Below are 24,719 nucleotides of genomic sequence, written 5' to 3'. Positions count from 1 at the left end.
TAAAGTTTTATAATGCTGACCGTAGAAAAAATAGGAGGAACTTCCATGTCTCAGTTTCAGGATGTTCTTTACAATATAATTATTGGAAAAAGAAAGGAGGGAGAATTTTATAATAGGGTTTTTGTAGTCTCCGCCTATAATAATGTAACAAACTGGCTATTAGAACATAAAAAAACAGGTGAACCCGGTGTATATCAAAAGTTTCTGAACGGTGAAGATTATAAGGCTGATCTCGATAAGGTATGCCAAAAACTTATTCCCATTAATGAAGGATTGGAGAATGTTGGCCTTCAGCTTTCTGAAGCTAATGAATTTATAACAAACAGAGTGGAGCAGGCAAAAACAATGCTTAGCAGCCTGAGTAAGGTTTTGGCATCAGGATATGTAAATGCCCACGATATTCATCTTGCGGCAAGGGAAATTTTAGCCTCTATTGGGGAAGCCCATTCTGCGTGGAATTCTACTAATATTATCAACAATAAAGGAATTAACGCAAAATTTGTGGATTTATGCGGATTTGATGATAACGAAGCCCTTACTATTGATGAAAGAATTACAAAAGAATTCAGCGGAATAGATTTTAAAAATGTAATTTGTGTAGCCACCGGATACACTAAAGGAACTGAAGGAATTATGAGGGTTTTTGACCGTGGATATTCCGAAGTTACCTTCAGTAAGGTCGCTGTAGATATAAAGGCTGATGAGGCAGTTATTCATAAAGAATATCACTTATCCAGCGCAGACCCTAATATCGTGGGTGTAGAAAACTGTGTTCCGGTAGGACTGACCAATTACATCATTGCAGACCAGCTGGCTGATATAGGTATGGAAGCCATTCACCCAAAGGCAGCAAAACCATTAGAACTCTCCGGAATTAATATCCGTATTAAAAATACATTCGACCCGGATCATATCGGTACCTTGATATCAAAGAATTATGTATCTCCTGACGCCCGTGTTGAGATCGTTTCCGGATCAAAAAAAATGCTGGCCATAGAAATTCATGATCCGCTTATGGTAAGTGAAGTGGGTTATGATGCCCAGATCATGACCTATTTCCAAAAGTATAATATAAGTTACGTATTGAAATCTACAAACGCAAACTCAATAACAATGGTGATTTGGGAAAGTAATGCCGCGGAAAAGCTTTTGGAGGAACTCAAACAAAATTTCTATCAGGTAACGGGAGTTCCGGTTGCATTAGTCTGTGCAATGGGAACCAATATTGCTACCCCCGGATTCTTATATCGTGCGGCAAAAGCCCTGTATGAGAATCATATTAATATCGAATGTTATGCACAGTCCATCATGCAGGTTAACATGCAGTTTGTAGTAAAAAGGGAGCATTATGAGAAAGCTATTATAGCTTTGAATCAGGCATTATGCAATTAAGCATTTTCTGAGAACATATAAAATTAGTCCTAGGAAGTCTAAAATAAAAAACCTCAAGTGTATTTTACATTTGAGGTTTTTATATGATTTAAAAATCAAATTATTTTTTAGCCGGAATTTCTTTTTTTCCGCTGTGTAAGATCTTTTCAAGGATTCTTAAAGTAATCAGATAAGTAGGTTTCACTCCTGTAAGGCCTAAGCCTCCTGAAGAAAGTGTACTTCCTGTTTCCAATGGATTATCCGAAGCATAGTACGCATAACATACAAACAGATCCGGTGCAATATGATGTCTGATTTTAGACGCTACCTGAATCGCTTTCTGGTAATGTGCCCCTTCCATTTCAAGACCAATTGCTTTCCATGAAGTGTTCATAAAGTAAGAAAGGATATCTCTGTTTTGAAGTGATGTTCCTAATACAGTAATCATCGGGCCTTCAAACGCTTTTAGTTCATCATCTTTAAAATCATCCAGTTTTAAAGCATTTTCAAAAGGATAGTTATCCGCTGTTCCTTCAAAAATATGGGCAGTAGGAATCATAATGTCTCCTTTTCCTCCGGCAAGGATCCCGGCTTTACCCATGATAGAAACGGATTTCACTTTCATCATATACACCTCTCCTTTATGCTCAAAAGGTCTAAGTAATTCATCCATTACCTCAAAAGCCTGCTCTCCGAAAGCATAGTCGAAAACCATGATCACATCGTCTCCACCATATTTTATACCGCTGAACGGAGTGTTTTTAAGGGCTGTTTTGCTTAAATCAATGATTTGAACATCTATATTACTTCCGCTCTTATCATTAATATAAATCAAACCTTCCTCTAAAGCATATTTTGAAACCTTGTCGCGAAGTTCTTTTTTATCAGAAATCTCTCCGTACAGTTTGTAATCTACTTCTTTGTTGTCTTTTTTCTTTAAGGCATCATTTCCGTACAGCATATTTTTCACGGAATGCATATTGGCAGAAATAATGTGCAATGGACGCATATGAAGATTGTTTTCAAATAAAACCTCTTTCACTTTGTTGGCCCATTTTTCACCAAAATAGTGATGCCCTACTCTTTCCTTTAATATAGCACTGAAATGAATCTCTCTTTCTCTCGTCTGTTTTGCATCTTCCAGACTTACTTTTCCTAAGTTGTAGATGATTTTGAATAAACGGTCTGGATTATCATCATCCCCAAAAGCATTGTAAGCGTTCAGGGTTTCTTCAAAAGTTCTTCCTATTAAAGAAGATAAATGAATAAGAGCAACCTCTTTTTCTTTTCTGCTGAATTTTTTCTCTCCCTTTACGACTTCTTCGATAATTTTAAAAGCACGTGTAGGTTTCCAGTTTTCATCCTGAATGAAAGCAAGGTTTCTCACTTTATCGGCTTCTATAAATAAGAATGTTAAGTGGGTAAGAATGTCATAAATTTCAGAACGTCCCAAAAGAACTTCAATATTCATCTGGTGCTCATCTATCCTGTAACAGTTTCTTCTTCTCTTTTTAGGGACAATGGGTTCGAAACTTCCTTTATCAAAACCTTCATCCGATGTAAGATGAATAAACGCACATTCTTCAATCCCTTCCGGAAGTCTGTCTAAAACGTACATCAAACCATCTAATTCCATTTTATTAGGAATATTCATGGTACCATAAATCTCTGGATTGATAGTCTTTAACAAACTTCTGATACTTTCTCCAGAAACACCGGCAGGTTTAAAAAAACCTCTGTAAAAGAGGTGTCTCATAGAAATATACAATCTTTCAATTGCTTCCGTTGTTTCTCTAGCTCTAGAATTTGTCATAAAATAAATTTCACACAAATATACAAAATCTTCGCTCAACTTATTTTAAGTATCTTTTAACAAGCAGTTTAAATTTGTATCTTTAGAATTGTAAAATGCATATCATAAAATGCATTGTGATGTTTATTAAAGGGCTAAACATTACCTTTCACCAGCCAATCACCCTATTAAAAATAGTTAAACCATCGTTTGATTTTCATAAATTTTACAAATACCCCTAAAAAATATAGGGGTAAAATATTTTCAATCCATTTTTTTTGTAAATTTGCCCTGTAAAAATTAACCTTATTATGTCAACTTTAAGATTCAAAGCGTTAGAAACTTTACCATTTAAGGACTTCAGAAGAGATAATTCTGTTGAGGTTCCTGGAAAACTGTCAGAATTATTCTGCCAGAATGTTTTCTCAGAAGAGACCATGAGAGAATATTTAACCAAAGAAGCATTCCAGTCTATTATGGATGCTATCAAAAAAGGAACAAAGATCCAGAGACACATTGCAGACCAGGTAGCAGTGGCTATGAAAGACTGGGCAATGAGTAAAGGAGCGACTCACTACACACACTGGTTTCAGCCTTTGACAGGAACTACTGCAGAAAAGCACGATTCTTTCTTTACTCCCATCGAAGGAGGCAGAGCCATTGAAAGATTCAGCGGAAACCTGTTGATCCAGCAGGAACCTGATGCTTCTTCTTTCCCTAATGGAGGAATCAGAAATACCTTCGAAGCAAGAGGGTATACGGCTTGGGATCCTACTTCTCCTGCATTCATCATGGGAACTACTTTATGTATTCCTTCTATCTTTATTTCTTACACAGGAGAAACTTTAGATTATAAAGCACCTCTTTTAAGAGCTTTGAATGCTGTAGATGAAGCTGCAACCAATGTAATGCAGTATTTTGACAAAAACGTAACAAAAGTAACTCCTACTTTAGGCTGGGAGCAGGAATATTTCTTAGTTGATTCCGCATTATATCAATCCCGTCCGGATCTTGTTTTAACAGGAAAGACTTTATTGGGACATTCTCCTGCTAAAGGACAGCAGCTGGACGACCACTATTTCGGTTCTATCCCAACAAGGGTAATGAACTTCATGAAAGAACTGGAAATTGAATGTATGAAGTTGGGGATTCCCGTAACAACAAGACATAACGAGGTTGCCCCTAACCAGTTCGAACTTGCTCCAATGTTTGAAGAAGTAAACGTTGCCGTAGACCACAACTCTTTGTTGATGGATATCATGGCGAGAATTGCTCACAAGCACCATTTCCATATTTTATTCCATGAAAAGCCATTTGCAGGAGTAAACGGAAGCGGAAAGCACAACAACTGGTCTTTAGCAACGGATACTGGTGAAAACCTGTTAAGCCCCGGAAAAAATCCTAAGAAAAACTTACAGTTCTTAACATTCTTCGTGAACACAATCAAAGCGGTTTACGAATACGCTGACCTTTTAAGAGCAAGCATCGCCTCTGCAAGCAACGACCACAGATTAGGTGCTAACGAAGCTCCACCGGCAATTATTTCCGTATTTATCGGAAGCCAGCTGTTCAGAGTATTGGAAGAACTGGAAAAAGTAACGGAAGGAAAGCTTTCTCCGGACGAAAAAACAGACCTTAAATTAAATGTAGTTGGAAAAATCCCTGAAATTCTTCTAGATAATACAGATAGAAACAGAACTTCTCCGTTTGCATTTACAGGAAATAAATTCGAGATCAGAGCGGTAGGATCTTCTGCCAACTGTGCAGAATCCATGACTGTTATGAATACGATCGCTGCTAAACAATTGATCGATTTCAAAAAAGAAGTTGATGCTCTTATTGAAACAGGACTTAAGAAAGACGAAGCGATCTTCAATGTATTGAGAGAGTACATCAAGCAGTGCAAGAGCATTATGTTTGAAGGTGATGGATATTCTGATGACTGGGCGAAAGAAGCTAAAAAGAGAGGTTTAAATAACTTAAAAACTACTCCGGAAGCACTTAAGCAGGAAATGGATAAAAAATTCGTTGATCTTTATGAAGAAATCGGAGTATTTACTCACAGAGAGGTTGAGGCAAGAAACGAAATCAAACTGGAAAAATATTCTACTGTTATTGATATTGAAGCAAGAGTGTTAAGTGACATCGCAAGAAACCACATCATTCCTTCTGCTTTAAATTATCAGAACAGACTGATTGAGAACGTAAAAGGTCTTAAAGAAATATTCCCTGATAAAGAATTCAAAACATTGGCGAAAGAGCAAATGAGCTTAATCACTAATATCTCTGAAAACGTTTCCAAGATCAAACTGGGCGTTGAGGACCTTATCAAAGCAAGAGAAGCAGCGAAAGCTGTATCAAATAGTCAGAAGCAGGCAGAAACATACTGCAGCAAAGTAATTCCTTTATTCGATGTGATCAGAGAAGCTTCTGATGATCTTGAAATGATGGTGGATGATGAACTTTGGCCAATGACTAAATATAGAGAAATGTTATTTACAAAATAACATCTGTAAAGTTCCATATTAGTTAAATCCCCGGAAAACCGGGGATTTTTTTTGATTTATTAACAGCTACAAAAAGTGGAGTTTTAAATCACGAAATCCGATTAATAAAGGAAAAGCTATTTATTATGTTAAAGAATCTTAATAAAAAAAACCGCAGACTCGCCAAAAATAGGCGGTTGCGGTTTGTTTTTCTTTAACATACTTAAATAATATGTTAAAATGTGTTAAATAAAGAACCTGACAATAATCATATCAGGGGTCTTTTGCTCGGAATCTCTACTTTTGTAATGCTTTTGAAAATAAATATTCCTTTTAACACGGATAATCAAATATATATGAAGAAAAGAGTTTTGTTTTATTTAGTTGCTTTAGTGTCTACAGTTTCTGTTCAATCTTGCGCTACAAATTATGTAGTTTCACAACCAGCAACTTACGCTAAAGAATACAAAACAGATGCCAAACTAGCTTCTATTGATAATAAGAGAATAGAGCAGGATAAGCAAAGACTTATTGATTCTTTCCTGGCGGAAAAGGCGGCATCTATCGCAAACGCGAAAAAAGCTATTAAGAATTCTGAGATTGCAAAGGCAGTCAAATACAATAAAACCATCGACAATATCCTTACAGAAGCTGAAACATACCTTGGAACTCCTTACAGATACGGAGGAATGACGAGAAGAGGTATTGATTGTTCAGCTTTCGTTCTTTCTGTATTCGGAGCAGCAGCAGGGCTTAGCTTACCAAGAGTAGCAGCTTCTCAGGCTCAGGAAGGAGAAAGCATTGATAAAAGTGAGCTTCAGAAAGGAGATCTGATTTTCTTTTCACACGGAAGAAGAATCTCTCACGTAGGTATCGTAGAAAGTGTAACTGAAGAAGGTGAAATTAAATTCATCCATGCAGCCACTTCTAAAGGGGTAATGATCTCATCGCTGAATGATTCTTACTGGGGACCTAAATTCAGGTTTGCAAAAAGAGTAATCAACGAGAACGGAGATGCTTATAATAATCTTGCATCTTCTACTCCATCCGCAGCGACAAGTTTTTAATTTTAAATAATTGATTTAAATAATGAAGCCATCAGAATCTGATGGCTTTTTTATTGTTTAATTATTCCACTTTTTACTACTTTGTCTTTTCCTGCACAAAATCCACCCCTTCAGTAAGAGGAATGACGTATAAGTAACGTAAAAAAGGGAGGGTTTACTACTTGTTTTGTTTAGCTCGCAGGAATAATTATTTTGGCTAAAGCCGTAGAAGAATATATTAAATACAAAGGCGGGCTTAAAGCCCACCTCTATTAAATTTTAATTATTCAAGCAGAAGACATCTTCCGTTATCGCCTAATCCCTATCAATTTCAATGTCCAGTTTATAAAGAAGTCCATGTACCTCAGAAAGGGAAAATTTAGCCTTTTTAAGACGATTTACGGAAGGATCTATAGAATAATTGAAGGAAGTCCTGAAATCTGTTTTTTCAAGGTTGGTATTGTCGAAAATGGCTCTGGAAAGATCACATTCTAAAAATATTGAATTGGACACATCGCATTCAGCAAAATCGGTTTCAATTAATCTGGAATTTTTAAATACTGTTTTCTTAATTGAAGTTTTGTAGAATACGGCATCATTCAGTAGACATTCATCAAATGTAAAGGAAAGTCCGAAATCGTTGCAGTCATTAAACTGAAGCCCGAACATTTTACATTCTATGAAAGCTGTGTCATGAAAAGAGGTTTTCACCAGTTTTGCCATACTCAGATTACATCCGGAAAATTTGCAGTCCGTAAAGCTGAAACCTGAAAGATCTGCATATTCAAAGCTACAGTTTCTGAAGGTGCAGTTCTCATATTCCCCTTTTTCGAAAGGCTGTTCATTAAAGTTTATGTTTTGATAATTTTGATCCAGAATATATGCTTGCATCAGGTCTGTTTTTATGCGAATGGGTCTATTTCCTTCTATATTTAGGGAATATGAAAATGAGCTTACAGTTATACCAGACTGTTCTTATCCGAATAATTCAGTTTAAAGAAAATAAAAGTCATCATAGAAAAGGCAAGCAGCGAGCTTCCTCCATAACTGAAGTAAGGAAGCGGAATACCCACCGTCGGGAATAACCCCATAACCATTCCTAAATTGATGGTAAAGTGCATCATGAGGATGGAAGCAAAGCAATACCCAAATACCCTGTTAAAAGTAGATTTTTGCTGTTCTGCGAGATAATAGATGCGTCCGATGTAGATCATGTAGCATAAAACCAGCACGGCGCTTCCTATAAAGCCCCATTCTTCGCCTACTGTACAGAAAATATAATCGGTTTCCTGCTCGGGAACAAATTTTCCCTGTGTTACCGATCCTTCACGGTATCCTTTTCCTACAAGCCCACCGGATCCTATAGCTGTTTTTGAATATAATAAGTTGTACCCGGAAGTATCTCTGAACGCTTTTTCTCCTTTGTAAAGAACCTCAATTCTTTCTCTCTGGTGCTTTGGAAGTTTTTCCAGAATATAGGGTGAGCCAAAAGCCAATCCGCACAACAGCAGAATTGAACCGGCAATTCCTGAAATAGAAATTACATCCCAAGACATTCTGTGATAATTCATGGCGATCAAAATCCCGGCAATTACAACTACCGTCAATGCCACATAAACAGGAGGTATAGCAAGAGAGACTAAAAAGACTCCAGCAAAAATAAACCCAATTCCAAACAGAAGCCCATTCAGGCCTTCTCTGTATAATGCTATAAAGAATGCTATAAATACAAGCATGGAACCCACATCCGGAATCGCCAAAACGACTACTGCTGGAATCCCGATAATAGCTAAAACAGTCCAGAGTGATTTTTTAACTTTCAAATTAAAATCCGGTCCGGAGACATAGTTGGCAAGCATAAGAGCGGTTCCTATTTTCGCAAATTCTACCGGCTGCATCGTAAAGCTTCCGAACTTATACCAGTTTTTCTGGCCAAGGATTTCTTTCCCAAACGGGAAAAGCCCAATGAGAAGCAAAACACCGCCAATGTAGATAATCGCAGACATGTTCTCGAAGAACTTACTTCTCCCTACGAATATAATAAGCCCCACAAATAGGGATATACAGAAGAAAATCAACTGTTTTTCTCCAAGTTTCTGATCAACACTATAAATATTTGCAATCGCAAAAATGCAAAGCAGAAAATATAGCCCGAGTCCTAGTTTATCTATTCCTTCTGCCCACTTCATCGCTTTACGTTTTTAGTGTTGTTCTTTGTTTCTTCTTCTATTTTCTTCTTCAGTTTTGCTTTCTGCTCTTTGATAAAGTTCAGGCTGTCCTGTTGTCTTTTCAGCTTAACAGAATCTACTTTAGGATCTTTATACAATCCTTTACGTTTGAGATCTGCTACCCACTGCCTTTTGTACTCAGGCATAAAGCTGGCACTGGTCATCTTCTTGTAAAGATTTTCTCTCTTAAGATCCCCGGTTATATATTTTTCAGCGATCACGGTACAGGCGGGACCTGCCCATGTTGCTCCAAATCCAGCATGTTCCATTACTGCTGCTACTACAATTCTAGGTTTGTCCGCAGGAGCAATCAATACAAAGATAGAATTGTCTTTTCCCTGAGGAACCTGTGCAGTCCCTGTTTTTGCAAGCTGGGTAAAGTCGTTGGATTTCAAGCTTCTTGCAGTACCTCTCAAGACCACAGCCTCCATACCTTTCAGTACAGGTTCGAAATGTTTAGGATCTACAAGGGTTTTATGTTTAGTCTTAAATCTTGGATCAGGATTCGGCTTGCCATCAATAGATTTAACGATATGGGGGGTGTAAAACCAGCCTTTATTGGCAATGGCAGCAACATAATTCGCCAACTGAAGAGGGGTTACCAAAACGTCACCCTGACCCATTCCATTAAAAATAGAACCATTCATCGTATAGTCTGAGCTCCAGTTTTTCTTTCCGCTTCTTTTTTCGTAAAACTTCCCGGTAGGAATTCTACCTGGAGAACCTACGGCAATATCATTATTCAGATACTCTCCTACTCCAAAGCTGCTCATGATTTTTTTCCATTCATCAACTCCTTTGGAAGGATCACCCGGATATTTATTCATGATAGCAATAAATGCATGCGAAAAATAACAGTTACTGGAAACCTGGATAGAAGGAATAAGAGGATCTGCTCCACCATGTCCTTTAATTCTTAACCCCTTATAATAAAATCCGCCTCCACAAGGGAAAACCGTATTCTCATCCATTACTCCCATCTGCATTCCTGCCAGGGCAGTCAGCAACTTGAAGGTAGAACCCGGAGGGTAAGCTGCCTGAACAGACCTGTCAAATGTAGGCTTGTTTTCGTATAAGGTATCTTTTGATAATGCGTAAAGGTTCTTTGACTTGTAAGGACCTGTAAATAAGTTGGGGTCAATATCCGGGCCTGTTGCCAGGGTAAGAATTTCCCCATTATTCGGGTCTATTGCTACAATTGCACCATGCTTGTCAACCAGCATTTCTTCAGCCATCCTTTGCAGGTCATAGTCAATTGTTAAGGTAATATCTTTACCGGTAACCACATCTTTATCTAATGCACCGTTTTTGTATGAACCAATATTCCGAAGCTTAATATCTTTCTGAATATATTTCATCCCTTTTATACCGCGAAGATCTTTCTCATAAGATTTCTCAACTCCTGTTTTCCCGATAAAGTCTCCGGGAAGGTAATAAATGGAATCTTTTTTAATTTCTCTTTCATTCACTTCACTGGTATACCCTAAAAGGTTTCCGGAAGTGGCCACTTCATACTGACGCTGAGGTCTGGAAACAATACTGAATGCCGGATATTTGAAAATAATTTCCTGCACCCTGGCAATATCTTCCCTGCTGAGGTCCTTCAGAAAGGTCATAGGAGTCAGCTTTGAATAGTATTTTTCCTTTTTGATGATCTCGATTCTTTTAATAAAATCCGCTTTACTGATCTGCATCAGATTACAAAACCCGACGGTATCAAAATCCGGTTTCATTAAGGCCTGCGTAAAGGAAATCTCATAGGCAGGCTGGTTTCCTACTAGGATCTTTCCGTTCCTGTCAAAAACAACTCCTCTCTGCGGGATAACGTATTCAATTTTAATAGATGTGTTTGCTGCATTTAAAGCATAACGGTCTGTAAACAGCTGCAAATAAGCAAGCCTCGCCACAAAAATAAGGGCGATGAATACGAGGGCAGAAAAAATTTTTAAATAACGTGTGTTCAAACTTTTTGTTTGATTTTAAATATTAATGCGTAAACCACTATAAATATAAAGGAAATTATACTTGTGATCACCACATTAAGTAATATTTCAAAAAAACGGCTAAATTTAAAAAATTCTATATACTGCACTAAAAGCTGATGCAGGAAGATACTCGAAAACAGAAACAGTAAAAACTGCGCCCATTGAAGGGACTGAAAAGAGAAAAAGTCTGTGGAAGTATCTGTGGAAGTTCTGAAGATCAAGGTTCTGAAATAAGCGATCAATGTTGTTGCAAAAGCATTGATTCCCCATGAGTAGAGAAATGCGTCCACAGAAAGTCCTATTAAAAAGCTTAAAGCTAAAAACTGATATTTATTTCTGAAGAAAGGATAAAACATGACGAATACCGGATAAAGAACCGGGGTGTACTTTCCGAAAATAGTGATCCTGTTCAGTACAAAAATCTGTAATGCAACCAGGAAGATCATGATCAATATATCGGTAAATAGAGTCCTGCTAATCATTTTCTTTTTTTATTACGGTCTGCAATGTATCCTGAATTCTCTGTACCTCAGCTTTTTTAAGGTTCTTTACAACAAATACTTTGCTTAAAGCTCCCATTTTTTCACTCAGCTCTACCGAGATATCCCAGAAACCTGTTTTATTATCTACAGAATATCCGGCAATAGTACCAATCATTACCCCTTTAGGGAAAATAGCTGATTTACCGTCTGTAACAACGGTATCACCTACTTTTAAGGCAACATATTTAGGGATGTCTGCAAGATGCATCACCCTGGAATTATCACCATTCCATGTTAAAGTTCCGAAATATCCTGAATTTTTCAACGAAGCGTTGATTCTGATCCTGTTAACACTCAGAACAGACTGAACCAAAGCATAGCTGTCCGTAGAGTTGATTACAATTCCGGCAATCCCTTTAGGAGCCATTACGCCCATCTGAGGAAAAACACCGTCTCTGCGGCCGCGATTAATGGTAAAATAATTATTTCTTCTGTTGATACTGTTAAAGACGATTTCGCCATCTACAAAGGTATAGATCTGGCCACCGCCTAATGTATCATGTACTTTTCTGAATACAGGATTTTTTGCCCCTTCTTTGCCATAAAGCTGGGTCATCAGGGCTTTGTTCTGGGCAACAAGATCTTCATTGATCTGCTTCAGCTTCAGATATGAAACTCCTTCATCAATATACCCCGAAATCCATGAATTCAGCGCAGCCGACTGGCCAGCTACCCATGATTTCTGCATGGCATTTTTAGAGAATATCAGAACCAGAGCAACAATCTGCAGGAATATAAAGAAGACAAAAAGGGCGTTCTTCGAAAATAGTCTCAGCAAAAATCCCATTCAGATATATAGTCGTAAAAGGTTAAAATTATTTAATTAAGAAATTGAATTTATCCATATTCTTAAGGGCAATACCTGTTCCACGAACAACAGCTCTCAACGGATCTTCTGCAACAAATACAGGAAGACCGGTTTTTTTGTGCAATCTGTCCGCAAGGCCTCTTAATAAAGCACCTCCACCAGCAAGATAGATACCCGTTTTATAAATATCGGCAGCCAATTCTGGCGGAGTAAGAGAAAGTGTTTCCATTACAGCGTCTTCAATTCTGATGATAGATTTGTCCAATGCACGTGCAATTTCCTTATATCCTACCATGATCTCTTTTGGCTTTCCTGTAATAAGGTCTCTACCCTGTACCGGGATATCTTCAATATCAACATCAAGATCTTCCACTGCGGAACCAACTTCAATTTTAATTCTTTCAGCTGTTCTTTCCCCAATGTAAAGATTATGGTGAGTTCTCAGATAGTAAGCAATGTCATTTGTAAATACATCACCTGCAATTTTCACAGATTTGTCACATACAATACCTCCTAAAGCTACAACCGCAATTTCCGTAGTACCACCACCTATGTCGATGATCATATTTCCTTCAGGTTTCTGCACATCGATTCCGACTCCTATTGCTGCAGCCATTGGTTCGTAGATCAGTCTTACTTCTTTTGCGTTTACTTTCTGAGCAGAATCTCTTACCGCTCTCTTCTCAACTTCAGTAATACCGGAAGGGATACAGATAACGATTCTTAGTGCCGGCTGAATAAATCTGCCTTTAATTCCGGGAATCTTTTTGATAAATTCCTTAATCATGTGTTCAGAAGCGTGGAAATCTGCAATAACACCATCTTTCAACGGACGGATTGTTTTGATGTCCTCATGAGTTTTACCCTGCATATGCTTAGCCTGCTCACCGACGGCAATCGGCCTACCCGTAGAACGTTCAATTGCAACAATTGACGGTTGATCTATAACAATTTTATTATTATGGATGATAAGGGTATTGGCAGTACCAAGGTCTATCGCAATTTCTTGCGTAAACATATCAAATAAACTCATATTTTTCTTCTGATTTTAAGATTACAAAGATATAAATTTAACACCACTAAAGAAATTTAACATGAATATAATTTGGTTAAAATTTTATTAAAATTCACAATTGTTTATTAACTTTTGATTTAATCATTTACGGAGCCTGATTTAAACTAAAATTGACCGGGAGAAAAGACAGAGCCAAAAGATAAAAACACTTCCGTTAAAAGCAATAAAATAACATCAGCAAGATTATAATAGGTTGATTATAAAATATTTCTACGCTACGAGTTATTTTATAAGCTTAGAAGCTTTCTCTTCCTACTTCTTTTTTCTTCCTTATCACCATAGTTTTTCACGATAATTATCATATACATTATCAGAGAATGATTAATTAAAAAATCCGTAAATTTGCGCTGCTTATGTTACAGTATTCCAATATCCATCAGACCTCAAACTTTGCTGTACTTTCCATTAGCTATGAAAAGGCTGATGTGGAAACGAGAGGGAAGTTTGCATTTTTTGATGATAACATCAAGAATTTTGTCGCCAGGGTCCATACTATGGATTTAGGAGATGCATTTGTGGTTTCTACCTGTAACAGAACCGAGATCTATACCACTTCTCCAAATTATCTCCTGGTAGCAGAAGAATACTGCAAGACAATCGGAGTAAACCTTACGGATTTTCTTCAGTTTGCCAATATTCTGACCAAAGAAGAGGCCCTTATCCATCTTTTCAGGGTGGCAGCCGGACTGGAAAGCCAGATTATCGGAGATTTTGAGATCATCGGACAAATCAAAAAAGCATACAGCCGTTTTAAAAAAGAAAGACAGAATTCCAATCCATATCTGGAAAGAGCCATCAATGCAGCGATCCAGATTTCGAAAAGAATTAAAAATGAGACAGGAATTTCCAACGGAGCCGCTTCCGTGTCTTATGCTGCCGTTCATTATATTTTAAACAGCCAGAAGAAAATTACAGAAAAGAACATTCTTCTTTTGGGTGTGGGTGAGATCGGGCAAAATACGGTTGAAAACCTGGTCAAACATGTTTATCAGCCAAAAATTAAAATTGCTAACAGAACTCAGGAAAAAGCTGAAAAAATTTCCCAAAAATACAGTATTCCTCATGTTGATTATTCTGATTTTGACAGGGAATTAAAAAACACGGACATTCTTATTGTTGCCACAGGAGCCAAACATCCTATCATCAACAAATCTCATTTCCCGAACGGGAAAGAAACCTTGGTGATCGACCTTTCTATTCCTCACAACGTTGAAAAAAATGTTACCGAGAATGAAAATGTAACCCTGATTGATGTAGATGAGCTTTCCAAACAAATCCAGGAAACGATTCAGCAGCGGGAAAAAGAAATTCCAAAAGCTGAAAAAATCATTAAAGAGCTGATGAAAGAGTTTCTGGAATGGGAAAAAAAGAGAAAGCTGGCACCCAATATTCACCATTTCAAAGCTGTTCTCAAGAATATGGAACGCAATGAAATGCATAATTTTTATAAAAAAAATAAATACATAAACATCACGGACATGGAGCTTTCTGACAAAATGATCCAGAAAATTACCAACCGTTTTGCAAAATTTATCATCGACAATCCTTTAAAAGCCGAAGAAATTAGTAAATTAATGCACGAAATATTAGTTGAACAACCAAACAACGAATTCAATGAAAAGCATTAGAATTGGAACAAGAAATTCCGCATTGGCACTTTGGCAGGCAAGAGAGGTTGCCAGGAACCTTCAAAATCGTAATTATTTAACGGAAATTGTTCCTATTGTATCTTCCGGCGACAAAAACTTAAATCAACCACTTTATTCATTAGGAATCACCGGGGTTTTTACAAGAGACCTTGATGTTGCTCTATTGAATGACGAAATTGATATTGCCGTTCACTCTTTAAAGGATGTTCCGACGCAACTGCCTCAAAATATCGAGATCGTTGCTTACCTGGAAAGAGATTTCCCTCAGGACGTACTGATCAGAAAAGAATCTTCAAGAAATAAAGAGTTCCATGAACTTAAGCTAGCCACAAGCAGCTTAAGAAGAAGAGCATTCTGGTTAAAGAATTATCCTCTTGCTGAGTTTTCTGATATCCGCGGGAATATCCAGACCCGTCTCCAGAAACTGGAAGAAGGAGATTTTGATGCTACTATTCTTTCTCTGGCAGGAATCAAAAGAATGAAAATGGACATTGATTATGAAATGCTTCCGCTAATGATCCCGGCTGCTTCGCAGGGAGTCATTGCTGTTGCCGGACATTCTGATAAAACAGAGATCAATGAAATCCTAAGCCAGATTAATCATAAGAAAACCCAGATCTGTGTAGAGATCGAAAGAAATTTCCTGAGCACACTGGAAGGCGGATGCACCGCCCCAATCGGAGCTTTTGCTGAGATGATCGAAAACCAGATCCGCTTCAAAGCCGCTCTTTGCTCATTGGATGGCAAAAACTGTATTGCTACCGATGAGAACTTTGAATATAATGACACTGAAAATTTTGGAGAGAAGTTCGCCAAAATCGTTCTTGAAAACGGCGGAAAAGAACTGATGACTGAAATTAAGAATTCGTATTAAGAATTTTTAAACAGATTGAACGTTTATATTCGTAAGTGCAGAACAATGAAAAAATCCTTTTTTTTATTCGTATTTCTATTTTGTGTATTTATTGCAAATGCGCAGAATAAATTTGGGCTTCAGCTGTCCAGTTCTGCTTTGACGCTAATAGACAGCTCCGTTAAGTACGATCCTGCCTATTTTGTCCTCAAATATCCCAACGGTGATGTCCCGGCTGACAAAGGAGTTTGCACAGATGTTATTATAAGAGCCTATAGAAAACTTGGTATTGATCTGCAAAAAGAAGTACATGAGGATATGGTAAAGAACTTTTCAAAGTATCCGAAAACCTGGGGATTAAAAAAACCTGACACGAATATTGATCACAGAAGGGTTCCCAATCTTGCCGTATTTTTTTCTAAATTTGGAAAAGTAAAATCTACTGAAACCAATCCCGCACTTTATGTTCCGGGAGATATTGTAACGTGGATTTTACCGGGAAACCTGACGCACATCGGAATTGTTGTCAATAAAAAATCTGCTGATGGAAAAAGATTCCTGGTTGTGCATAATATAGGAGGCGGACAGGTTTTGGAAGACTGTCTCTTTAAATATACCATCACAGGACATTATCAATACCCCAAATAAGCTGCTTTTATGAAAAACCTCATCTATGCTTTATTTGTATTGTTATCATGTTATACGAAAGCTCAAACCAACGAGTTTAAAATCGTCAACAAGCCTATCGATTATTCTCAGGAGAGAGTCCGTTTAAGTTTGGAGTACCTTAAAGATCATCATCATATTGTACAAAACTCACCAACAATTTCTCCCAAAATAATTGTTCTGCATTATACTGCAGGTGGAACTGTTGAAACCAATTATAAATATTTCAATAAAACTCACCTGGAATCTGCCAGAAATGTTTTAAAGAAACAGAGCACTTTAAATGTCTCTTCACAGTTTATTGTAGACCGGGATGGCACCATTTACCAGCTTATGGAGCCTAATATGTTTGCAAGACACACGATAGGCCTTAATTACTGTGCAATCGGCATTGAAAATATAGGAAGCAGGAAGCAGCCGCTTACAGAAAAACAGGTTTTATCCAATGCTCAACTGATTAGGCATTTGACTAAAAAATACAATATAGAATATCTGATAGGCCATTCAGAATATGGTGTATTCAGAGGTTCTAAACTTTGGAAAGAGACGGATCCGGATTATTTTACTGTCAAAGACGATCCGGGGAAAGATTTTATGACGAAAGTAAGACTGTTAGTGACTGATCTGCATTTAAAAGACAAACCTTAATTTAATGAAAATTCTGTTTACCAAAATTATAGATGCCCCGCTGTTATCCAAAGAATTAGGATCGGATATTTCGGCTGAATGTATTGAGGTAATCAGGACAGAGCCTATAAAAACAGCTGCATTTGACTTAAAGAATTATTCCCTGATTTTCACCAGTGTCAACGGGGTGATTTCATTTTTCAACAATCAGTTTAAACCCAACGAGGATTTTACAGCAAAAAACTACAATAAAATATATTGCGTTGGTGAAAAGACGAAACGTGAACTGAGAAAACACGGTTTCGGAACATTTAAAGTTCTGAAAAATGCGGAAACCCTTTCAAGATTTATCATCGGAAACTGCCAGCACGAACAATTCCTTCACTTCTGCGGTAATCTTGCCATAGATGTCCTGGATAATGATCTGCCTTTGCAGAATATCAGCTACAAAAAGATCACGATTTATAAAACCGAAGAGCTCTATCCTTCCGTACCTGAAAAATATCATGCTGCAGTTTTTTTTAGTCCAAGCGGAGTTCGTAGTTTTGCAAAACTCAACTCTTTAGAAGGAATGAAGATTTTTTCCATCGGGGAAACTACCTCAGGTGAGCTCAGAAAGCACACTACAGAAGAAATCTTTACATCAGAAGAAAATAATCTGGCTTCCATTTTTGAATTGATAAAAAAGGAACTTTAAACAGCCGCACGCCTGGCTGGTAAAAATAATGAGTGCCGGCAACGGCCGTATTAGTTTAAATAAATTATGATTAAAAACGACTTATATTTAAAAGCACTCCGCGGAGAAACTGTAGAAAGACCGCCGGTATGGATGATGAGACAGGCCGGAAGATATCTGCCGGAATTCATTGCTCTCCGGGATAAGTACGACTTCTTCACAAGATGTCAGACTCCCGAGCTGGCTGCTGAAATCACGATACAGCCCATCAAAAGATTTCCGTTGGATGCTGCGATCCTTTTCTCTGACATTCTTGTAGTTCCTCAGGCAATGGGAATTGATTTCAAAATGAAGGAATCAGTTGGCCCGTGGCTGGACAATCCTATCAGAACGGCGGAACAGGTGCAGAATATTGAAGTTCCTGATGTTAATGATACGCTAGGTTATGTTTTTGATGCAATTGAACTGACTCTTCAAAAGCTGGATAATGAAATTCCATTGATCGGTTTTGCGGGGTCTCCATGGACGATCCTGTGCTATTGTGTGGAAGGAAAGGGAAGCAAAGCGTTTGATATTGCAAAATCATTCTGTTTCCAGCAGCCGGAAGCAGCTCATTTACTGCTTCAGAAGATCACAGACACTACCATTGCATATTTAAAAAGAAAAGTTGAAAAAGGAGTTTCTGCGGTTCAGGTTTTTGATTCATGGGGTGGAATGCTTTCTCCTACGGATTATCAGGAATTCTCATGGCAGTATATCAATCAGATCGTTGAAGCATTAAGCCCTCTTACCCATGTCGTGGTATTTGGAAAAGGATGCTGGTTTGCTCTTGAGGACATGACGATGTCTAAAGCATCTGCTTTGGGTGTGGACTGGACGATTACTCCGGAATTTGCAAGAACATTAACGAACCATACGATGACGCTTCAGGGAAATTTTGATCCTGCAAGATTACATTCTACTCCGGAAACCATCAAAAAAATGGTAACTGAGATGATCAACCGTTTTGGAAAAGACAGATATATTGCTAACCTCGGACACGGAATTTTACCTAATATTCCCGTTGAAAACGCAGAAGCATTCATCAGAGCGGTTGTTGACTGGAAACCGAATCTTTAAATTAAAAATTATAAAAAAATTCCTTTCAATTGTTTTGAAAGGGATTTTTTTTATCAACTGATTAATTCACTTCTGTAATAAAAGCTTCTTTAGGCTTTCTCACTTTCGTAAGATTCACCAACCAGTCATTTGATGCATCTCTGTAACCGATTGGCAGCAACAATACGCTCTTCAGTCCTTTTTCTTTCAGATTCAAAACTTCATCCACAGCTTCAGGTGAGAAACCTTCCATTGGTGTGGAATCCACTTCTTCAAAAGCCGCTGCGATAATGGCAGCACCAAAAGAAATATAAGCCTGCTTGGCAGCATGGGTAAAGTTTTCTTCAGCAGATCTCTGGGGATAAGTTCCCAACAACATCTGTCTGTAGTTTTCCCAGCCTTCATTTTTAAAGCCTCTGATTTCGTTGGTAAGATCAAACATACTGTTGATTCTTTCCTCCGTATAGTTATCCCATGCGGCAAATACCAAAAGATGTGAACAATCCGTGATCTGCGGCTGATTCCATGCATGAGGCTTAAGCTGTTCTTTTACCTCCTGATTGGTCACTACAATGATCTCAAAAGGCTGAAGCCCGCTGGATGTAGGTGCCAGTCTTGCAGCTTCTAATATTTTATCCACTTTTTCCTGTGGTACTTTCTGACCGTTCATTGCTTTAGTGGCAAATCTCCAGTTCAATTTTTCAATTAATTCCATTAAATTAAATTTAGACCAGGCAAAATTACTCCAAGAATAAAGACAATAAACCACAAAAATTGCTATTTGAAATATTGTAAGAATCTATTATTTTATAATCCAGATGATTTCTATCAAAAGCCTCTGAAATTGGAATCTTTATAAATTTTCTCTTTTATGGATTTATATTTGATTACCAAATCTTTAAACCGACAATATGAAAAAGTTAAGCAAAGAAAAATTAAAAACCATCGTAGCCGGAGGAGAAATCTGCCTTGAATGTGCCATTGGATACTATCAGGTTATTATTGACGGGAAATGTTATTGTATTCCGTGGGAGTAAGTATTAAATAAAAAAGCAGTTGATAAACAACTGCTTTTTTATTATCCGAGCATTTTCTGAGCTTTCTTTACTCCTTCCACAAGCTTGTCTATTTCTTCAAAAGTATTATAGACCGCAAAACTTGCTCTTACCGTTCCGGCTATATTGAAAAAATCCATGATAGGTTGTGTACAGTGGTGGCCTGTTCTCACAGCAATTCCCATTTTATCCAGGATCATTCCTACATCTGAAGATATTCCTACTCCTTCCAGATTAAAGGAAACTACACCTACTCTTTTAGCCTTCTCTCCATAAATCTTTATGTTTTCCAGCTCCAAGAGTTTTCTCTGGGCATATTCCAGTAAGGCATTTTCATGATTCTGGATATTTTGTCTGCCTATTTTTTCAATAAAATCAACAGCCGCACCCAGTGCAATATTCCCTCCAACATTTGGAGTTCCTGCTTCGTACTTAAAAGGAAGCCCGGCATACGTAGTTCCATCGAAAGAACATGTAGCAATCATCTCCCCTCCTCCGTGAAATGGCGGAAGATCTTCCAGGATTTCCTGTTTTCCATAAAGGATGCCTGTTCCCATCGGAGCATACATCTTATGTCCTGAAAAAACAAAGAAATCACAGTCCATCTGCTGTACATCGATCTCGAAGTGAGGTGCAGACTGGGCTCCGTCAATCACAATATAAGCATCTGAATTTTTTCTTGTCCTGGCAATAATCTCTTCTACAGGATTTACAATTCCCAAAGCATTGGAAACCTGGTTTACAGAAACCACTTTTGTCTTCTCGCTAAGAAATTCATCCAGATAGTTCAATTGAAGAATACCATTTTCATCAATCGGGATTACTCTTAGCTTTGCCCCAGTCCTTTCGCAAAGCAGCTGCCATGGAACAATATTGGAATGGTGTTCCAGGTAAGAAATGATAATCTCATCATCTTTTTTAAGCTTCTGCGTCAGAATGTAGGCGATAAGGTTCAGACCTTCCGTTGTTCCCTTTGTAAAAATGACTTCAAAATCATGTTTAGCATTGATAAATTTCTGAATCTTTCTTCTTGAAAGCTCCATTTCTTCGGTAGCTAACTGGCTTAATGTATGAATTCCTCTATGAACATTGGCATTAATCTCTGTATAATAGTCATTCCAGACCTTTAAAACAGAATCCGGTTTCTGGGATGTTGCTGCATTATCTAAGTAAACCAATGGTTTACCATTCACTTCGCGGTTTAATATAGTAAACTGACTTCTTATTTCCTGAATGTCAAACATTTATTAAAATTTTAAATTAGATTGCTCTTATTTAGAACACTTCAAATTTACGGCTTTTTTTCTGAAAGGACATAGTGGCTTAAAGGCTGATATTGGTCAGGCGATAGAAAGATTCGATGAACAGAATAGCCCTCATATAATTATCATCATTTTATCACAAAATAAAAACCTGCCAATAGATTGACAGGTTTATATGGTTTGTTGAATAAGCAAATATTATTCTGCAGATTTTTCTTCTGTTGTAGGAACGTCAGGAGACTGTGTTGCCACTTCTTCTGCTGCTTCTTCATCTTCATCATCTTCTGCTACGGCACCACCTTTCATTGCATTTCTAGACATCTTAACAGCCACTACAACTGCATTGTCAGGGTGTACGAAAGAATATCCTTCAGCTTTGATCCCTCCTACATAAATCTTGTTACCGATTCTTAATGGAGTAACATCTACAACTACCTCATCAGGTAAGTTTGCAGGGATAGCTTTCACTTTTAATTTTCTGAAAGACTGACGTAAAACACCACCAGCCACAACACCTTTAGAACGTCCGGTAATTCTTACAGGAACTTCCATAATCACTGGCTTATCAGCAGATAACTGATAGAAGTCTGCATGTAAAATTTTGTCCGTAATTGGGTGGAACTGAATATCCTGAAGAACAGCTGAAATTGTTTTTCCGTCTAGTTCAATAGATACCGTGTGTGCTTCAGGAGTGTATACTAAACCTTTGAAAGCTTTCTCTTCAGCAGAGAAGTTTAAAGGTGCTTCACCTCCATAAACAACACAAGGAACTAATTCAGCATCACGTAAAGCTTTTGTAGACTTTTTGCCCACGCTTTCTCTTTTTGTACCTTGAATTGTAATAGATTTCATTTATAAAAATTTAAAAAATTGTTTTTGTTTAATTTTGCAACTCGCTAAAAATCAATTAAATAATAAACTTGCTACTAATTGATTGATGCTCATGAACCATCTTCATAACGTCCGCAAATAATGGGGCGCAAGATAGCACTTTTATTTTAGTTGACAAATTATTTTTAACAGGAATTGAGTCAGTTACAATAACTTCCAGCAATTTAGAGTTTTCAATATTTTCGTATGCTTTTCCGGAAAGTACTCCGTGAGTAGCCATCGCTCTTACTGATTTTGCTCCTTTTTCCATTAAGATATCTGCCGCTTTACAAAGTGTACCCGCAGTATCGATCATATCATCAATAAGAATCACATTTTTGCCTTCCACATCACCGATAAGGAACATCTCTTCTACAACATTTGCTTTTTTTCTTTCTTTATAGGCAATTACTACTTCAGCACTCAGGTGACCGGCGTAGTTCTTCGCTCTTTTTGCTCCTCCCATATCCGGTGAAGCAATGGTAAGATTATCCAGGTTTAAAGCTCTGATATAATCTACGAAGATACTTGAAGCATACAGATGATCTACCGGAATTTCAAAGAATCCCTGAATCTGGTCCGCATGCAGATCCATTGTCATAATTCTTGTTGCCCCTGCAGCTGTTAATAAATTAGCAACCAGTTTTGCGCCTATCGGAGCTCTTGGCTTGTCTTTTCTGTCCTGTCTCGCAAGTCCGAAATAAGGAATTACAACAGTAATGCTTTTTGCGGAAGCTCTTTTCGCAGCATCAATCATCAATAGTAGTTCCAGCAGATTGTCTGCAGGCGGGAAGGTAGATCCGATTAGGAAAACTCGTCCTCCTCTTACTGACTCATCCAAAACAGGCTCGAATTCCCCGTCGCTGAACTCCTGAAAGTTGATTTTCCCTAACTCTTTCCCATAATATTGGGCAATGTTTTCTGCCAAGTCCTTACTGGTTCTTGTACAAAATAGATAACTTAACTGATCGGCCATTTTTACTTTTTAAAGATTTTGCAAATTTAAAAAAAAACCACAAGAATTACTCTTGTGGTTTCTAAGTTTTTATTTTCCTGCTATTATTACGGGAATTTTACTCCTGAATATTTATTAGGATCTACCTGTGGCAGTGTAGATTTATACTTTTGATTGATCGATTTGATAAACTCGTTGGCAATAACCGCATAACCTCTTCCTGTAAGGTGTACACCATCAAGAGAGAAAGCTCCACCGGTCACGAATTTGGCAGTATATCTTACCCCATCGTAGAGGATACCCGACTTTCCATTAAGCTCAACCATTTTAGCATTCCCATCTACAAAAGCTAACCCATAAGAATCAGCAAGTGATTTTATAGAATTATTATAGGCATCTACAGCCGTTTTTACATAAGAAGCCTCTGTTTTTGTCAATACATGCTGATTTTGCAGCGGATAAGAAATTCCATAAACATTTGCAGGCGCTGGCGCACCAGGTGCAGGAGTTCCAATTAGAGAACTTGTTGTAAGAAGGATATAATCTTCTGATGTAGCCTGTCTTGCCTGTCCAAAGATTTGTCCAAACGCAGTTGCTGTAGGCAATCCTAAAGAAGGAGTCAGAGCAGCCGTAAGCTGTGCAGACAGATTCGTAAGAGCAACATCTTTTATCAAAACAGGATTGGAAGAAGTAGAAGAAAGCAGATTAATTCTGTCTCCAGCCCCAAAAGCAGTAAGCGCCTGTTTCAATGGCCCATATAAGTTTGTATTAAGAGTGGCTAAATTTGCTCCTAAAGTTGTTGGTGTTAAAGGATTGTAAGGAACTGTCGTGAAAAAAGGAATAGATGTAACATAAGGAATATTTGCGATAACTCCTTTTGTTGTTCCTACACTTTTAAGACCATCCAGTACATTTTTAATAGATCCTGCTACAAGATTAGGATCAGAAATATCATTGGATTTATAAGTTAACGGGTTTACATTCCCACTCTGAACTGTTGCCGGAGTATAAGTAGTAACCCCTCCTACAGTCTGAGAATTCGTGCCTCCATTGGTCGCATAAGACAATACATCATTATTACCAATCCAAAGAGAGAAAAATGTAGGTTTCTGAGCCATTGCGTCCTGTAAAACAGAAGTTGTTGGAGAAGTAGCAAATCGCACGAAATAAGGATTAGCAGCACCTAGAGCAAGGTTCGCAGAGCTTCCGTAACCTGGCGCAACCAGATGGAAAGATTTCGCCCCCGGAACCCCCATATTGTGGTAAGGTCCACCGGCAGTTACATTATCTAATGCTGCTGCAGGACTACTTGCAACCGGACCTAAACTTCCGCTTGCTGTCACCTGAAGAGTCAATTTTCCAGGAAAGCCAGGCAATCCGATAAATCCACCTACATCATTTGGCATTAAAGGTTGTTTAAATGCTCCGCCACCCGCAAGTTTCATCTGCATTGCAATAATACTTGGGTATGATTCATTTTGTCCGCTGCTATAAAGAGCCCCATCCCTGTAACCGGATGTCAACGAGTTCCCCAAAGAAACATAATTAGAAAAGTTTGCCTCGCCGCTTGTTATCTGGATATCTTTTACATCAGTATCAAAATCATTCTCACAGCTTGTTGTAAAAAGAAGTGCGGAAACGGCAAGTGTTGATATTATAATTTTTTTCATAGTCT

At 37.9% G+C, this 24,719-nt stretch carries 22 protein-coding genes; 10 read left to right on the top strand and 12 right to left on the bottom strand.

Annotated features, from left to right (window positions below; genetic code table 11):
• Positions 1 to 12 precede the first annotated feature (12 nt).
• Complete coding sequence (locus LC418_RS02935; RefSeq protein WP_223558040.1) at positions 13 to 1,392, top strand: aspartate kinase; 1,380 nt, start codon at positions 13 to 15, stop codon at positions 1,390 to 1,392.
• A 100-nt stretch (positions 1,393 to 1,492) separates the two neighbouring features.
• On the opposite strand, the gene LC418_RS02930 is transcribed toward LC418_RS02935, so the two are convergent.
• Positions 1,493 to 3,184, bottom strand: coding sequence for a DUF6909 family protein (locus LC418_RS02930; RefSeq protein ID WP_223558039.1), 1,692 nt, complete (start codon positions 3,182 to 3,184; stop codon positions 1,493 to 1,495).
• A 290-nt stretch (positions 3,185 to 3,474) separates the two neighbouring features.
• Here LC418_RS02930 and LC418_RS02925 point away from each other — a divergent pair, with 290 nt between their 5' ends.
• The gene (locus LC418_RS02925; RefSeq protein WP_111954348.1) at positions 3,475 to 5,670 is read left to right on the top strand and encodes a glutamine synthetase III family protein; all 2,196 of its coding nucleotides are present in this window, start codon (positions 3,475 to 3,477) and stop codon (positions 5,668 to 5,670) included.
• 335 nt (positions 5,671 to 6,005) lie between these two features.
• Positions 6,006 to 6,716 (top strand): C40 family peptidase, encoded by a 711-nt coding sequence (locus LC418_RS02920; RefSeq protein ID WP_111954416.1) that lies wholly within the window; start codon positions 6,006 to 6,008, stop codon positions 6,714 to 6,716.
• A 294-nt stretch (positions 6,717 to 7,010) separates the two neighbouring features.
• Here LC418_RS02920 and LC418_RS02915 read toward each other — a convergent pair whose 3' ends face one another.
• From LC418_RS02915 to LC418_RS02890, 6 genes are all read right to left on the bottom strand, one after another.
• A complete protein-coding gene (locus LC418_RS02915; protein ID WP_223558038.1) occupies positions 7,011 to 7,586 on the bottom strand; it encodes a pentapeptide repeat-containing protein in 576 nt (191 codons plus the stop codon).
• 68 nt (positions 7,587 to 7,654) lie between these two features.
• Positions 7,655 to 8,884, bottom strand: coding sequence for a rod shape-determining protein RodA (rodA, locus tag LC418_RS02910; protein WP_111954344.1), 1,230 nt, complete (start codon positions 8,882 to 8,884; stop codon positions 7,655 to 7,657).
• Positions 8,881 to 10,887, bottom strand: coding sequence for a penicillin-binding transpeptidase domain-containing protein (locus tag LC418_RS02905; protein ID WP_223558037.1), 2,007 nt, complete (start codon positions 10,885 to 10,887; stop codon positions 8,881 to 8,883). The genes rodA and LC418_RS02905 overlap by 4 nt, the downstream gene beginning before the upstream one ends.
• Complete coding sequence (locus tag LC418_RS02900) at positions 10,884 to 11,390, bottom strand: hypothetical protein (RefSeq protein ID WP_034724152.1); 507 nt, start codon at positions 11,388 to 11,390, stop codon at positions 10,884 to 10,886. The genes LC418_RS02905 and LC418_RS02900 overlap by 4 nt, the downstream gene beginning before the upstream one ends.
• On the bottom strand, positions 11,383 to 12,237 hold the full coding sequence (mreC, locus tag LC418_RS02895; protein WP_111954340.1) for a rod shape-determining protein MreC: 855 nt from the start codon (positions 12,235 to 12,237) through the stop codon (positions 11,383 to 11,385). Before mreC ends, LC418_RS02900 begins: the two co-directional genes overlap by 8 nt.
• Before the next feature lie 28 nt (positions 12,238 to 12,265).
• A complete protein-coding gene (locus LC418_RS02890) occupies positions 12,266 to 13,291 on the bottom strand; it encodes a rod shape-determining protein (RefSeq protein WP_034700899.1) in 1,026 nt (341 codons plus the stop codon).
• 395 nt (positions 13,292 to 13,686) lie between these two features.
• Between LC418_RS02890 and hemA the strand changes: the two genes are divergently transcribed.
• The 6 genes from hemA to hemE all read left to right on the top strand — a co-directional run bounded on the left by hemA (position 13,687) and on the right by hemE (position 18,923).
• A complete protein-coding gene (hemA, locus tag LC418_RS02885) occupies positions 13,687 to 14,961 on the top strand; it encodes a glutamyl-tRNA reductase (protein ID WP_111954338.1) in 1,275 nt (424 codons plus the stop codon).
• On the top strand, positions 14,948 to 15,856 hold the full coding sequence (hemC, locus tag LC418_RS02880) for a hydroxymethylbilane synthase (RefSeq protein ID WP_223558036.1): 909 nt from the start codon (positions 14,948 to 14,950) through the stop codon (positions 15,854 to 15,856). The genes hemA and hemC overlap by 14 nt, the downstream gene beginning before the upstream one ends.
• Positions 15,857 to 15,901: 45 nt before the next feature.
• Positions 15,902 to 16,483 carry a DUF1287 domain-containing protein gene (locus LC418_RS02875; RefSeq protein WP_223558035.1) on the top strand — a complete coding sequence of 194 codons (582 nt, stop codon included), beginning with the start codon at positions 15,902 to 15,904 and terminating at the stop codon, positions 16,481 to 16,483.
• A 9-nt stretch (positions 16,484 to 16,492) separates the two neighbouring features.
• A complete protein-coding gene (locus tag LC418_RS02870) occupies positions 16,493 to 17,149 on the top strand; it encodes a peptidoglycan recognition protein family protein (protein WP_223558034.1) in 657 nt (218 codons plus the stop codon).
• Positions 17,150 to 17,153: 4 nt separating this feature from the next.
• Positions 17,154 to 17,825: a uroporphyrinogen-III synthase gene (locus tag LC418_RS02865; protein WP_223558033.1), complete on the top strand. Its 672-nt coding sequence runs from the start codon at positions 17,154 to 17,156 to the stop codon at positions 17,823 to 17,825.
• A gap of 66 nt (positions 17,826 to 17,891) precedes the next feature.
• Entirely contained in the window at positions 17,892 to 18,923 is a 1,032-nt protein-coding gene (gene hemE / locus LC418_RS02860; RefSeq protein ID WP_111954328.1) for a uroporphyrinogen decarboxylase, read from the top strand.
• A 61-nt stretch (positions 18,924 to 18,984) separates the two neighbouring features.
• Here the strand turns inward: hemE and LC418_RS02855 are convergent, their stop codons facing one another.
• Complete coding sequence (locus tag LC418_RS02855; RefSeq protein ID WP_223558032.1) at positions 18,985 to 19,617, bottom strand: NAD(P)H-dependent oxidoreductase; 633 nt, start codon at positions 19,615 to 19,617, stop codon at positions 18,985 to 18,987.
• A 196-nt stretch (positions 19,618 to 19,813) separates the two neighbouring features.
• On the opposite strand from LC418_RS02855, the gene LC418_RS02850 reads away from it, so the two are divergent.
• Positions 19,814 to 19,939 (top strand): GNAT family acetyltransferase, encoded by a 126-nt coding sequence (locus tag LC418_RS02850; RefSeq protein ID WP_048501376.1) that lies wholly within the window; start codon positions 19,814 to 19,816, stop codon positions 19,937 to 19,939.
• 41 nt (positions 19,940 to 19,980) lie between these two features.
• Here the strand turns inward: LC418_RS02850 and LC418_RS02845 are convergent, their stop codons facing one another.
• The 4 genes from LC418_RS02845 to LC418_RS02830 form a co-directional block, all read right to left on the bottom strand.
• Entirely contained in the window at positions 19,981 to 21,201 is a 1,221-nt protein-coding gene (locus LC418_RS02845; RefSeq protein WP_223558031.1) for an aminotransferase class V-fold PLP-dependent enzyme, read from the bottom strand.
• Positions 21,202 to 21,417: 216 nt separating this feature from the next.
• Positions 21,418 to 22,071, bottom strand: a complete 654-nt coding sequence (locus LC418_RS02840) for a 50S ribosomal protein L25/general stress protein Ctc (RefSeq protein ID WP_111954320.1) — start codon at positions 22,069 to 22,071, stop codon at positions 21,418 to 21,420.
• A gap of 55 nt (positions 22,072 to 22,126) precedes the next feature.
• Positions 22,127 to 23,065, bottom strand: a complete 939-nt coding sequence (locus LC418_RS02835) for a ribose-phosphate pyrophosphokinase (protein WP_116010304.1) — start codon at positions 23,063 to 23,065, stop codon at positions 22,127 to 22,129.
• Positions 23,066 to 23,151: 86 nt separating this feature from the next.
• Positions 23,152 to 24,714, bottom strand: a complete 1,563-nt coding sequence (locus tag LC418_RS02830; protein WP_223558030.1) for an SGNH/GDSL hydrolase family protein — start codon at positions 24,712 to 24,714, stop codon at positions 23,152 to 23,154.
• Positions 24,715 to 24,719 lie beyond the last annotated feature (5 nt).

This window comes from Chryseobacterium lathyri, from assembly GCF_019970085.1.
GTDB classification, from domain to species: Bacteria; Bacteroidota; Bacteroidia; order Flavobacteriales; family Weeksellaceae; genus Chryseobacterium; species Chryseobacterium lathyri.
The sequence above is the reverse complement of the archived record's forward strand: the minus strand, read 5'-3'. Positions and strand labels throughout refer to the sequence as shown.